Origin of the sequence: Microbacterium testaceum (assembly GCF_001476655.1) — a bacterium.
Classification (GTDB): Bacteria; Actinomycetota; Actinomycetes; order Actinomycetales; family Microbacteriaceae; genus Microbacterium; species Microbacterium testaceum_C.
The window spans coordinates 1-11,053 of sequence record NZ_LDRT01000177.1 but is presented as its reverse complement, the minus strand read 5'-3'; the positions used below and the strand labels follow the sequence as shown (position 1 = coordinate 11,053).

Below are 11,053 nucleotides of genomic sequence, written 5' to 3'. Positions count from 1 at the left end.
GGGCGGCGTTCGGGGCGGCCGCGTCGCTGTTCCGGCTGATGTCGTTACCCTCGGGACGGTTGTCCGTGTTGTCGCTCATGTGATGCTCCTTCTTCCAGGCGCTTCAACGATGACCCCGGATGCTGTGTGCTGCCTATGACGCGGGTGAGCCGCCTCTATGGGTCTGTTACCGGCGCCCCGCATGCCCCATGGCCTACGGTGAGAACCTACCGGCCGTGCGACCCACGCACTCTCTCGAAGGCACTTCCCCGATGAACACCATCCCCGGCGCCTGGCAGCGCACCGCCCGAGGAGCCGGTCTCCTCGCCGCCGACGGCCGAGCCGTCCCCACGATCTTCGCCGAGATGACGGCGCTGGCGACCTCGACCGGCGCCATCAATCTCGGCCAAGGCTTCCCCGATGAGGACGGGCCCGAGGTCGTCCTCGCGGCGGCGCGACGCGCAATCGCCGACGGGGTGAACCAGTACGCCCCGGGGCGCGGCTTCCCCGAGTTGCTCACGGCGATCGCGGAACATCAGAAGCGCTTCTACGGTCTCGAGCTCGACCCCGCTCGCGAGGTGCTCGTGACGGTGGGCGCGACGGAGGCACTCGCCTCGACCCTCCTCGCCCTCATCGACGGTCCGGACGACGAGGTCATCGTCTTCGAGCCGTACTACGACTCGTACGCGGCGAGCGTGGCCCTGGCCGGAGCGCGGCTCGTGGGCGTCCCATTGCGCTGGCCGGACTTCCAGCCCGACCTCGAGGACCTGGCATCCGCTGTGACGGACCGCACGCGCGTCATCCTCGTCAACGATCCCCACAACCCCACCGGCACGGTGTTCTCCCGGGAGGTGCTCGACGAGGTCGTGCGCCTCGCGCACCAGCACGACGCGCTGATCGTCACCGACGAGGTCTACGAACACCTCGTCTTCGACGGGCCGCACGTGCCGATCGCCACCCTTCCCGGCGCTGCCGAGCGCACGCTGACGATCTCGTCGGCCGGCAAGACCTTCTCGCTCACCGGGTGGAAGACCGGGTGGGTGACGGGTCCCGCGGATCTCGTCACGGCGGTCCTCGCCGTGAAGCAGTTCCTCACCTACGTCGGCGGATCTCCGTTCCAGCCCGCCATCGCCGCGGGACTGCGCCTGCCCGACGCGTTCTTCTCCTCCGTCGCCTCGACCATGGCCGCCAAGGCGGAACTCCTGGGCTCGGGCCTGCGCGCGGCGGGTTTCGACGTGTCGTCGCCGGGCGGTTCGTATTTCACGGTCGTGGATGCCACTCCGCTGGGCGCCACGGACGCGGACGCGTTCTGCCGGGAACTCCCCGCGCGCGCCGGGGTCGTCGGCATCCCCCTCACCGCCTTCGTGTCTCCCGCCCATCGGCACCGTTACGCCACCCTCGTGCGCTTCGCCGCGTGCAAACGCGTCGACGTGTTGTCGGAGGCCGTGAAGCGATTGGCGGAGACGTCGCGCGACTGACGGGACCCGAAGACGACGTCGGTCACCCCTCTTTTCGTTCCGTTTTCACACCGGCGAGTCATACCATGTATGCATGGTGTACTCTCGCCGGTGATCGCCTGTCGTCGATCGTGCCCGCAACTCCTCTCGCCGACCATCTGGGAGTTCCATGCCACGCCCGCGCCACACCCTCGAAGCGCGCCCTCCGCGCATCACGCACCTGTACGGCACCTCCCTCAAATGGACGAAGGTGCCGCAGAAGATCTTCCTCACGCCGGAAACGGCCCTGCAACTGCGGGCGGAGGGATACACGATGGCCCTGCTCCGCTCCGGCTGGCGCTCATCGCGCTCGATCTCGCTGATCCGCTACGTGCAGCGGATCCAGCCCACGCCCGAAGCCCCCTGAGCCGCGCGCTTCGGCGACGGGATCGGCGACGAACCATCCGAATGGGGGGTCCGCGCCCTCGCGATCGACGTGTCCGGCCTCGTATCGTCGGAGCGCACCCGCCCACGCCTCACGAAGAAGACCCGCATGAGCTCGTCCGAATCCGCTCGCCTCCGTCCGCTCTCCTCGCCCTGCCCCACGTGGTGCGCCGGCGTGCACGAGCCCTCGATCGAGGCGAACGTCTCGCATCGCAGCGTGGGCATCACCGTTCCCGGAGTGGAACGGAGCCTCGCGCCGGACGGTGACATCCATGCGATCGGCGTCACGGAGATCACGATCGGGCTCGAGCAGACCCGCGGCGAGACCTGGGTCTGGTTCGGCTCGGATCACTTCGCCCGGCAGTCCACGGTCCTCAGCATCGAGACGACGAAGCGCGTGATGCGAGCCGTCACCGCGCTGCTGGACGACGTGCCCTGAGCCCCGCTACGCGTCGCGGGCGTGACCCAGGTCGGGCACGAGGGCGTCGATCGGAACACCGAGCACCGCCGACAGGGCCAGCAGCGTCTGCAGGCGGGGATTGGCCGGAGTGCCGGGGTTCGATTCGCCCTTCTCGAGCTTCTGATACGTGAAGAGCGAGATGCGCGCTCGTACCGCGACATCTTCCTGCGTCAGACCCGCGGCGAGTCGCGCCGTGCGCAGATTCGCCCCGAGTTCGCCCATGAACGTCATCCAGGGATAGTCGAACGCGAGACCGGTCATCTCTCCAGCTTGCGTCATCTCTCCGGGTTCGGCGTCGAAACCGTCCATGCGATCAGCGTGCTTTCAGCGTGGCGTCACCCGATAGCGGCGCAGTTCGAGAGCAGGATTCACCCGACGCACGCGCGCGATGGCAGCCGGGTCGATGTGGGCGACGGCGACGTCGGTGGTCGTCCCGACCGCCGCGAGGACCACTCCCTGCGGGTCCACGATCATCGAGTGACCCACCCCGAGCGGCGGCGGGTGATCTGCGCCGGCGACGAAGACCGTGTTCTCGATCGCACGAGCCTGCACCAGGGTCCGCCAGTGATGCTCCTTGAGAGGCCCGCGCACCCACTCAGCGGGGACGAGCACGACATCGACCTGGGCATCGGCGAGCGTTCGGGCGACCTCGGGGAACCGCAGGTCGTAGCACGTCATGAGGCCGAAGCGCAGCCCGTCGACCTCGAACGTGTCGGGCGGAGCGATCTCCCCGGGCGCCACCCAGTCCGACTCGCGCTGGCCGAAGGCGTCGTACAGATGGAGCTTGCGATAGACGGCCCGGATGCCGTCTCCCGAGACGGCCACGACCGTGTTGCGCACGCGGTGGCCGTCGTCGGCGCGCTCGAGGAGGCCGGCGACGATCACGACCCCCTGTTCGGCGGCGAGCGATCGCAGGGCCGCGGTGAAGGGCCCGTCGAGATCTTCGGCGTTGTCGGCGAGGGTGTCATCGAAGGGGTCGACGAAATAGCTCGAGTACTCGGGGAACACGATCACGCGCGCCCCGCGCGAAGAAGCCGTCACGACGGCCTCGGTGATGACCGAGATGTTGGTCGCACGGGACGCGGTCGGCGCGAACTGCGCGACGGCCAGTCCGAATCCGTTCTCTGTCACGCGTCATCCTTTCGCCCTCGACGGTGGAGCACCATCGGCACCACCACCCAGAGTACGAGGATCACGACGGTCAGAACGACCCCGCCGGCCGAGGTCGGCGAAGGCGGGCTGGAATGCCAGGGCCAGGAGGAACCCTGTGAGGGTCTGCGTGCCGGTCTGCAGGACGCGAAGCTCCTGCAGAACGTCGGTCCCGTTGCGATCGGCGCGCTGCGCGGGGGTCTCGGGCCTCCCGTCGCCGAGATCCTCGATGTCACTGCTCATCAGGACATTCTGGCGCGACACTCCCGGGCGGCGCCTCCGGATTTGCGCCGACGTTCATCTCCGCGTAATGTTTTCTCTTGTGCCGCGGGGTGGAGCAGCTCGGTAGCTCGCTGGGCTCATAACCCAGAGGTCGCAGGTTCAAATCCTGTCCCCGCAACAAGAAGAAGGCCCCGGATCCTTGGATCCGGGGCCTTCTGCCTTCCATCGGACGGTGTCCCTCAGACGACGGGCATGTCGTACGACCGCCGGGTCAGCAGGTCGCGAAGGGTCCGCTCGACCCACGCGCGGTAACGCGTCGGCGACCACCCGGAGCGGGTGACGAAGAACGCGTACGTCTCGGGACCGACCAGGTAGCTGAGTTCGTCGGTCACCTCGTCGATGTCCTCTTCCCCGAGCAAGCCCCGCGCGGCGAGCCACGTCGAGGCCGCGCGGATGTCTCTGCGCCGACGCGCGTCGAGATCGGCCATGGCGGCCGCGGCCACGGCATCCGTCTCCCCCGCGATCGCCATCGCGCGCGCGAGTCCGGCCGAACGCCGATGAGCGTGCGTGATGTCGTCGAGCCACACGCGCATCGCCTCGTCGACGTCCAGACGGTCCAGAATGTCGCCGATCGGCAGGGCGTGGGCGGCGTCGGCGTTCTCCCGGTCGCCGAGGAGAGCACGCTCGAACGCGGCGACGAGGAGGACCGACTTCGAGCCGGCGAGGTGCACCGACTGGACGGAGACTCCGGCGGTGAGGGCGATGCTCCTCATCGTGGTCGCCGCGTAGCCGTCTCTGGAGAAGAGCTCGGCGGCCGCGTCGAGGATCGCCGCCCGCGTGCGGGCCGCCTCGGCCTTGCGGAGCGGAGACGCGTAACGCCTGGGGCTCATCCGGGCCCTCCTCAGACTGTTAGAGCATTCATCTAATCATTCGAGTCTCCGGCCGCCCAGGGCTTGACGTGCGCTCGAGAGCACCGTCGCGGATCCGTCAACCCGTCCTGCCGATGTCGGAACCACCCGATTGACTGGACGCATGATCGACGGACGAATCCTCCAGCCCCCTCGGGCCCCTCGCCCCGTCGAGGTGCCTCCACCCCGCGTCCACGATCCGCGATTGCGAGCGGTCCTGCCCCCGGACGCCCGTTTGCTCGAGCTGTACGCCGGAGCCTCGTGGGCGGAAGGGCCCGCGTGGTGGGCCGAGCAGAACGCGCTGGTCTTCAGCGACGTCATCGGTCGGCGCACGCTGGCGTGGCGCGATGACGGCAGCGTGGTCAGCATCGTCGACCCCTCCGCGTTCGCGAACGGCAACGCGGTCGACGGCAACTGCGCCTTCGATGCCGACGAGCGTCGCCTCTTCCTGACGGGCGATGCCGACCTGTGGATGCTGGAGCTGCGATGACCGACGTCGAGATGGCGGCCATCCCCGCCGGACGCGTCCTGCGCGGCGACATGCGCGGAAACGAACGGCGCGAGATCGTCGTGCCGGCCTTCGAGATCGGCGTGTACCCCGTCACAGAGGAGCAGGTCGCGGAACTCCTCGGCATCCCGGCCCGTCATCCTCGTCGACCCGCGGTCGATCTCAGCTGGTTCCGAGCCGTTCGGCTGTGCAACGCCCTCTCCGAGTGGGAGGGGCTCGATCCGGTCTATCGGTTCGACGGCGAAGAGGTTTCCGCCGATCCCGAGAGCGACGGATTCCGGCTGCCGACGGAGGACGAATGGGAGTACGCGGCACGCGCCGGGGCGACCGGGGCGGCGTACGGGCCCGTCCGCGAGATCGCGTGGACGGCAGCTGACGGACTTCGTGCTCCCGTCGACGTCGGTGCGCGTCTGCCGAATCTCTTCGGGCTGTTCGACATCCTGGGCAACGTGTCGGAGTGGTGCGAGGACCTCCTCGACCCCGACAGGGGGTCCGCGCGCGTGTTCCGCGGGGGCGGGTGGAGTGACGCGCCGGCCGTCGTGCGCTCCTCGACCCGCCGCGGAGGAGGCCCGCGCGACACCTTCGACGATGTGGGGGTCCGCGTGGCCCGCGGAGCGCGGTCGTGAGGGGTTCTGCGCCGCCCTCAGTCGGTCGTGGTGATCGCTTCGGTCAACGAGCTCAGGAATCCCGAGATGGTGGCGAGCTCCTCATCGGTGTACTGCGCGGCGACATCGCGCATCGCCCCGAGATGACCGCCGAGATGGTGGAAGAACTCGCTACGAGACTTGTCCGTGAGAAGGACGATCCGAGCGCGACCGTCGGAGGGATGGGCGCGACGCTCGACGTGACCCGAGGCCGCCAACCTGTCGATCAGCTTCGTCGTCGACGCGGTCGAGATGCGCAGATGCCTCGCCACGTCGTGGGGGCTGACCATCTCTCCCCGTTGTTCGCGGATGATGAGCATGCGCAGCGTCGCGAGATCGCTGGCGTTCATGTCCATGTCGCCCTTCATGCCGCTGTGCATGCGGTCGAGGGCGTCGCTGAGCGCGCGGACTGCCGTGAGGGTTTCGATCACGGCAGGCCTTCTACCAGAACGAGCGGTGGTACTTGTCACGGTGGACACCCCCTTTGGGCATAGGTATATTAAAGCTCACATCGCTAGCTAAACTAGCAAACAGGAGGAACGATGAGCGAGATGGAAAACGTCGTCCTTCTGGACGAGGCCGGAAACGAGATCGGCATCGCACCGAAAGCAAGTGTGCACGGTGCCGACACCGCACTGCACCTCGCGTTCTCCTGCCACGTGATGAACAGTGCCGGCCAGGTGCTCGTCACGCGCCGAGCGATCGGCAAGAAGACCTGGCCGGGAGTCTGGACGAATTCTTTCTGCGGCCACCCGGCGCCCGCCGAATCCCTGACCGACGCCGTCCACCGTCGCGCGGCCTTCGAGGTCGGGCTCCGTGTTCGCGATCTCGAACTCGCCCTCCCGCACTTCCGGTACCGCGCGATCGACGCGAGCGGGATCGTCGAGAACGAGATCTGCCCCGTGTACGTCGCGTTCACCGACGACGAACCTCAGCCGAACCCGAGCGAAGTCGCCGAGTACCGCTGGGTCGATCCCCTCGACCTCGCCGCCTCCCTCGAGGCCACCCCCTGGGCGTTCAGCCCGTGGCTCGTCCTCCAGGCGCAGCAGCTGCACCTCTTCGGCACCCCTCCAGCCGTCCGGCGGGCCTCGTGATCGCATTGGCCACCACTCCCGCCGCGCGCCACGACATCGATTCCGCCATCGAGGGTGCTCTCTCCCGCCTCGACCGACGCCTCGGTCGGCAGGGGGACGGCGCTCGCGCCCTGGCATCCGCCATCCGCCGCGCCGCCGAGGGCGGCAAACGGTTCCGCCCCCTGCTGGTGGTGTCCGCATTCCACACGCTCGGCGGACCCGACATCGCGCGGGACGCGCTGTTCCAGATCGCCGCCGCCTTCGAGCTGTTGCACACCGCTTTCGTCGTTCACGACGACGTCATCGATCACGACGTCGAACGCCGCGGAATGCCCAACGTCGGAGGAGAGTTCCGCGCGCGCGGTACCGAACGGGGAGCGGATGCCGCGGGAGCGGCGCTCCTCGGAGACGCCGCCGGAATCCTCGCGGGAGACCTCCTGCTGCACGAGGCCGCCCGTCTCGTGGCGATGGCCGAGATCCCCGGGGACCTCCGCCGCGAACTCCTCCTGCTCGTCGAGGACGCCGTGCTCGTCTCCGCCGCCGGCGAACTCGCCGACGTCGAGAACGCGGTGTCCGCCGGCGAGATCGACGCCGACACGATCCTGCGCACGACGCACGACAAGACGGCCGTGTACTCGTTCTCGGCGCCGCTCGAGGCCGGCGCTGTCCTCGCGGGCGCGGAGGCTCCCGTGCGACACGCCCTCCAGCGGTTCGGTCAGCGCCTCGGCCTCGCCTACCAGCTGGTCGACGATCTGATCGGCGCCTTCGGAAGCGCGTCGGCCGCCGGGAAGGACGAGGGATCCGACCTCCGCGAGGCGAAGAAGACCCACCTCATCGTGCTGGCACGCGAGAGCGAGAGCTGGCCCGAGGTCAGCGACGCGCTGGCGAACGCCCACACGGGGCCCGTGGCGATCCGTGCCGCGCAGACGGCCCTGTCCGCGTCGGGTGCGCGGGTGCGCCTCGAGCACCTCGTCCGCGACACGCTCGACGAAGCTCGGGGAATCGTCGCCGCCTCGACGCTGCCCGACGAGTGCCAGGCGATGCTGCTCGACCTCGTGGACGCCGTCCAGGAGCGCGTCCCGTGAGCATCGGACCGACCGGTCTCGCCCTGTACTCACGGACGGCCGACGATGCCGCCGCGGCCGTCATCCACCGATACTCGACCTCGTTCGGTCTCGCCGCACGTCTTCTCGGGGCCCGCCCCCGCCCTCACGTGCGCAACATCTACGCCCTGGTGCGCGTCGCCGACGAGATCGTCGACGGGCCCGCCCATGACGCGGGGCTGACCCCCGACCGCGAACGCGCCGTCCTGGATGCCCTCGAGAACGAGGTGACGGATGCCATCGCCTCGGGCTTCAGCGCCAACCTCGTCGTGCATGCCTTCGCCCGCACCGCTCGCGAGTGCGGCATCGACGCCGAGCTGATCGCGCCTTTCTTCGCCTCCATGCGCACCGACATCGACACCGCCGCGCACGACGACCTCTCGCACGACGCGTACGTGTACGGATCGGCCGAGGTGGTCGGGCTGATGTGCCTCCAGGTGTTCCTGAACGCCGGGATGTCCGCTCCCGCGCGCCCCGCCGCCGACCTCGTCGACGGCGCGCGGCGCCTCGGGGCGGCGTTCCAGGACGTCAACTTCCTCCGCGACCTCGCCGACGACGCCGACCGTCTCGGCCGCGACTACCTCGACGGAGCAGCCGATGACGATCGGCGCACCGTAGTGCTCGACCGGATCGATGCCGACCTCGCCGCCGCGGCAGCGGTCATCCCCCACCTGCCGCCGGATTGTCGAGCGGCGGTGACCGCCGCTCACGACCTGTTCGCCGAACTGTCGCGGCGTCTGCGCCTCTCCCCCGCCGGCGCTCCCCGCGTCCGCGTCCCGGACACGGTCAAAGCCACCCTCGCCGCCCGCGCCCTCCTCGGGCGTCCACCGAAAGGTCCCCGCCCATGAGTGCGCAGCGCATCGTCGTCGTCGGAGGCGGGATCGCCGGTCTCGGAACCGCCGCCCTGCTGGCCGACCGCGGCCACGACGTCCAGCTCTTCGAGGCCCGGGACGCCCTCGGCGGGCGCGCCGGCTCGTGGGAGGCCGACGGCTTCCGCTTCGACACAGGGCCGAGCTGGTACCTCATGCCCGAGGTGTTCGATCACTTCTTCCGACTGCTCGGCACGAGCGCGGACGAGCAGCTCGACCTCGTGCGCCTCGACCCCGCCTACCGCGTCTACGGCCCTCCCGGGAAGGGAGAGCCGATCGACGTCGTCTCGGGCCGCGAGGCGGTGCGCGCGCTGTTCGAGGAGCACGAACCCGGCTCGGGCCCGAATCTCGAGGCGTATCTCGACTCGGCGAAGGACGCCTATGAGCTGTCGACGTCGAAGTTCCTCTACGACCCCTACTCGTCCACCAAGGGCCTGCGCGACCCCGCGCTCGTGAAGCGCCTGCCCACCCTCATCCCCCTGCTCACGCGCACGCTCTGGAAGCGCGTGACGACCGACTTCCAGAACACGCGGCTGCAGCAGATCCTCGCGTATCCCGCGGTGTTCCTCGGCGGCTCCCCGTTCGAGGTGCCGAGCCTGTACCACCTCATGAGTCACCTCGACCTGGGCGATGGCGTGCTGTACCCGAAGGGCGGGATGACCGAGATCATCGCCGCCATCGAGAAGCTCGCACGCGAGCGCGGCGTGCAGATCGAGACTTCCGCCCCGGTCGAGGCGATCATCACCGAGTCCGGGCTCGCCCGCGGCGTGCGCCTCGCAGACGGGCGGATCTTCGCCGCGGATGCCGTGGTGTCCGGCGCCGACCTCCACCACACCGAGAATCACCTCCTCGAAGAGAAGGATCGCCAGTACCCCGAGAAGTGGTGGAAGGACAAGGTCCCGAGCCCCGGGGCCCTCCTTCTGCTCCTGGGCGTGAAGGGCGAATTGCCGCAGCTGACCCACCACACACTGCTGTTCACCGACGACTGGCACACGAACTTCGACGCGATCTTCGGCGAGAACAAGAAGATCCCCGACCCCGCATCGATCTACATCTGCCGTCCGAGCGCCTCCGACGACTCCGTGGCACCCGCGGGACACGAGAACCTGTTCGTCCTCGTCCCTGTGCCCGCCGACCCCGACAGCGGTCGCGGAGGAGTGGCCGGCGCCGGAGACGAGCGCATCGAGCAGGCGGCGGATCGCGTGATCGCGCAGATCGCGGAGTGGACCGGCATCCCGGATCTCGCCGAGCGCATCGTCGTGCGAAAGACGATCGCCCCGGAGGACTTCGCAGAAGACCTGCACGCCTGGCACGGCAATTCGCTGGGGCTGGCGCACACGCTGAATCAGAGCGCGATCTTCCGCCCCAAGAACCGCTCACGCAAGGTGCAGAACCTCTACTACGCGGGAACGTCGGTGCTCCCGGGCATCGGCCTGCCGATGTGCCTCATCTCGGCCGAGCTCGTCGTCAAGCGCCTGACGGGTGACAGCTCGCCCGGCCCTCTCGCAGAACCCGTGCGCGCGGCGGTCTGACGTGCCCGGGATCTACCTGGGCGCGATCCTGTTCTCGCTCGCCGGCATGATCGCGATCGACCTGAAGTTCTCCCTGGCGCTGCGCGTCGCGCCGATGCGCACGTGCGCGGCGGTGCTGATCGGCACCGCGTTCTTCCTCGTGTGGGACGCGGTGGGTATCGTCACCGGTGTCTTCGTGAAAGGCGAGAGCCCGTTGTTCGTCGGCGTCGAACTGGCACCGCACTTGCCGCTCGAAGAGGTCTTCTTCCTGCTCTTCCTGAGCTACCTGGCGATCGTGATGTACGCCGTGTTCCAGCGCCGTGCCCGCGCGCGGGAGCGGACATGACCTATCCGCTGATCGTCCTGCCGTTTCTGGTCGTCACCGCCGTCGCGACCCTCTCGACCCTCGGACGGCCCCGGTTCCGCGAGCGCATGGCATCCTCCGGGCTCGTCGCCCTCGTGCTCGTGGGCCTGACTCTCGTCTTCGACAATCTCATGATCGCCGCCGACCTGTTCTCGTACCCCGAAGAGCACCTCAGCGGATTGCGCCTCGGTCTCGCCCCGATCGAGGACTTCGCGTATCCCGTGTGCGCCGCGTTCCTCGTCCCGGCCGTCTTCACCCTGCTCTCCCCGCGCACCCCCGCCCCCTCCTCGACGCCGCCCGCGCACCAGAAGGACACCGCATGAACGCTCCCGCCGCCCTCACTCCCGGCCGCGTGCTGCGGGAGCTGTTCGTCTCGTCACGAC

The 11,053-nt window shown here is 69.1% G+C and carries 15 protein-coding genes, 1 tRNA gene and 1 pseudogene; 12 read left to right on the top strand and 5 right to left on the bottom strand.

What is annotated here, in order from left to right; all coding sequences use genetic code 11:
• Positions 1 to 251 precede the first annotated feature (251 nt).
• The 3 genes from NS220_RS17880 (at position 252) to NS220_RS17870 (ending at position 2,298) form a co-directional block, all read left to right on the top strand.
• Positions 252 to 1,457: an aminotransferase class I/II-fold pyridoxal phosphate-dependent enzyme gene (locus NS220_RS17880; protein WP_058625336.1), complete on the top strand. Its 1,206-nt coding sequence runs from the start codon at positions 252 to 254 to the stop codon at positions 1,455 to 1,457.
• Positions 1,458 to 1,605: 148 nt separating this feature from the next.
• The gene (locus NS220_RS17875) at positions 1,606 to 1,842 is read left to right on the top strand and encodes a hypothetical protein (protein WP_058625335.1); all 237 of its coding nucleotides are present in this window, start codon (positions 1,606 to 1,608) and stop codon (positions 1,840 to 1,842) included.
• Between the two features lie 126 nt (positions 1,843 to 1,968).
• Positions 1,969 to 2,298 carry a hypothetical protein gene (locus NS220_RS17870; RefSeq protein WP_058625334.1) on the top strand — a complete coding sequence of 110 codons (330 nt, stop codon included), beginning with the start codon at positions 1,969 to 1,971 and terminating at the stop codon, positions 2,296 to 2,298.
• Between the two features lie 6 nt (positions 2,299 to 2,304).
• On the opposite strand, the gene NS220_RS17865 is transcribed toward NS220_RS17870, so the two are convergent.
• The 3 genes and pseudogenes from NS220_RS17865 to NS220_RS17855 all read right to left on the bottom strand — a co-directional run.
• The gene (locus NS220_RS17865; protein WP_242864675.1) at positions 2,305 to 2,628 is read right to left on the bottom strand and encodes a helix-turn-helix domain-containing protein; all 324 of its coding nucleotides are present in this window, start codon (positions 2,626 to 2,628) and stop codon (positions 2,305 to 2,307) included.
• A 15-nt stretch (positions 2,629 to 2,643) separates the two neighbouring features.
• On the bottom strand, positions 2,644 to 3,450 hold the full coding sequence (locus NS220_RS17860; RefSeq protein WP_058625333.1) for a carbon-nitrogen hydrolase family protein: 807 nt from the start codon (positions 3,448 to 3,450) through the stop codon (positions 2,644 to 2,646).
• A 90-nt stretch (positions 3,451 to 3,540) separates the two neighbouring features.
• A pseudogene (locus tag NS220_RS17855) lies at positions 3,541 to 3,711 on the bottom strand (DUF6328 family protein); the annotation flags it as partial.
• An 83-nt stretch (positions 3,712 to 3,794) separates the two neighbouring features.
• Between NS220_RS17855 and NS220_RS17850 the strand changes: the two are divergent.
• A tRNA-Met gene (locus NS220_RS17850) sits at positions 3,795 to 3,868 on the top strand.
• 61 nt (positions 3,869 to 3,929) lie between these two features.
• Here the strand turns inward: NS220_RS17850 and NS220_RS17845 are convergent.
• Positions 3,930 to 4,580, bottom strand: coding sequence for a TetR/AcrR family transcriptional regulator (locus tag NS220_RS17845; RefSeq protein WP_058625331.1), 651 nt, complete (start codon positions 4,578 to 4,580; stop codon positions 3,930 to 3,932).
• 142 nt (positions 4,581 to 4,722) lie between these two features.
• On the opposite strand from NS220_RS17845, the gene NS220_RS17840 reads away from it, so the two are divergent.
• Together NS220_RS17840 and NS220_RS17835 are read left to right on the top strand one after the other, a co-directional pair.
• Positions 4,723 to 5,088, top strand: a complete 366-nt coding sequence (locus NS220_RS17840; RefSeq protein ID WP_058625330.1) for a hypothetical protein — start codon at positions 4,723 to 4,725, stop codon at positions 5,086 to 5,088.
• The gene (locus NS220_RS17835; RefSeq protein ID WP_058625329.1) at positions 5,085 to 5,732 is read left to right on the top strand and encodes a formylglycine-generating enzyme family protein; all 648 of its coding nucleotides are present in this window, start codon (positions 5,085 to 5,087) and stop codon (positions 5,730 to 5,732) included. The genes NS220_RS17840 and NS220_RS17835 overlap by 4 nt, the downstream gene beginning before the upstream one ends.
• Before the next feature lie 17 nt (positions 5,733 to 5,749).
• Here NS220_RS17835 and NS220_RS17830 read toward each other — a convergent pair whose 3' ends face one another.
• Positions 5,750 to 6,181: a MarR family winged helix-turn-helix transcriptional regulator gene (locus tag NS220_RS17830; RefSeq protein ID WP_346335434.1), complete on the bottom strand. Its 432-nt coding sequence runs from the start codon at positions 6,179 to 6,181 to the stop codon at positions 5,750 to 5,752.
• A gap of 111 nt (positions 6,182 to 6,292) precedes the next feature.
• Between NS220_RS17830 and idi the strand changes: the two genes are divergently transcribed.
• Genes idi through NS220_RS17800 form a run of 6 tightly spaced genes read left to right on the top strand, consistent with a single transcriptional unit; the run spans position 6,293 to position 10,993 of the window.
• Positions 6,293 to 6,844, top strand: a complete 552-nt coding sequence (gene idi, locus NS220_RS17825; RefSeq protein WP_058625328.1) for an isopentenyl-diphosphate Delta-isomerase — start codon at positions 6,293 to 6,295, stop codon at positions 6,842 to 6,844.
• Positions 6,841 to 7,908, top strand: coding sequence for a polyprenyl synthetase family protein (locus NS220_RS17820; protein ID WP_081323260.1), 1,068 nt, complete (start codon positions 6,841 to 6,843; stop codon positions 7,906 to 7,908). The genes idi and NS220_RS17820 overlap by 4 nt, the downstream gene beginning before the upstream one ends.
• The gene (locus tag NS220_RS17815) at positions 7,905 to 8,774 is read left to right on the top strand and encodes a phytoene/squalene synthase family protein (protein WP_193755413.1); all 870 of its coding nucleotides are present in this window, start codon (positions 7,905 to 7,907) and stop codon (positions 8,772 to 8,774) included. The genes NS220_RS17820 and NS220_RS17815 overlap by 4 nt, the downstream gene beginning before the upstream one ends.
• Positions 8,771 to 10,327 carry a phytoene desaturase family protein gene (gene crtI / locus NS220_RS17810; RefSeq protein ID WP_058625327.1) on the top strand — a complete coding sequence of 519 codons (1,557 nt, stop codon included), beginning with the start codon at positions 8,771 to 8,773 and terminating at the stop codon, positions 10,325 to 10,327. The genes NS220_RS17815 and crtI overlap by 4 nt, the downstream gene beginning before the upstream one ends.
• Position 10,328: 1 nt before the next feature.
• Entirely contained in the window at positions 10,329 to 10,652 is a 324-nt protein-coding gene (locus NS220_RS17805; protein ID WP_058625326.1) for a lycopene cyclase domain-containing protein, read from the top strand.
• Positions 10,649 to 10,993, top strand: a complete 345-nt coding sequence (locus NS220_RS17800) for a lycopene cyclase domain-containing protein (protein WP_058625325.1) — start codon at positions 10,649 to 10,651, stop codon at positions 10,991 to 10,993. Before NS220_RS17805 ends, NS220_RS17800 begins: the two co-directional genes overlap by 4 nt.
• Positions 10,994 to 11,053 lie beyond the last annotated feature (60 nt).

Excerpts from the sequence above, each read along its gene's own strand:
- NS220_RS17880 (WP_058625336.1), top strand. The coding sequence starts at position 252 with ATGAACACCATCCCCGGCGCCTGGCAGCGCACCGCCCGAGGAGCCGGT.
- NS220_RS17875 (WP_058625335.1), top strand. The coding sequence starts at position 1,606 with ATGCCACGCCCGCGCCACACCCTCGAAGCGCGCCCTCCGCGCATCACG.
- NS220_RS17870 (WP_058625334.1), top strand. The coding sequence starts at position 1,969 with ATGAGCTCGTCCGAATCCGCTCGCCTCCGTCCGCTCTCCTCGCCCTGC.
- NS220_RS17865 (WP_242864675.1), bottom strand. The coding sequence starts at position 2,628 with ATGGACGGTTTCGACGCCGAACCCGGAGAGATGACGCAAGCTGGAGAG.
- NS220_RS17845 (WP_058625331.1), bottom strand. The coding sequence starts at position 4,580 with ATGAGCCCCAGGCGTTACGCGTCTCCGCTCCGCAAGGCCGAGGCGGCC.
- NS220_RS17840 (WP_058625330.1), top strand. The coding sequence starts at position 4,723 with ATGATCGACGGACGAATCCTCCAGCCCCCTCGGGCCCCTCGCCCCGTC.
- NS220_RS17835 (WP_058625329.1), top strand. The coding sequence starts at position 5,085 with ATGACCGACGTCGAGATGGCGGCCATCCCCGCCGGACGCGTCCTGCGC.
- idi (WP_058625328.1), top strand. The coding sequence starts at position 6,293 with ATGAGCGAGATGGAAAACGTCGTCCTTCTGGACGAGGCCGGAAACGAG.
- crtI (WP_058625327.1), top strand. The coding sequence starts at position 8,771 with ATGAGTGCGCAGCGCATCGTCGTCGTCGGAGGCGGGATCGCCGGTCTC.
- NS220_RS17800 (WP_058625325.1), top strand. The coding sequence starts at position 10,649 with ATGACCTATCCGCTGATCGTCCTGCCGTTTCTGGTCGTCACCGCCGTC.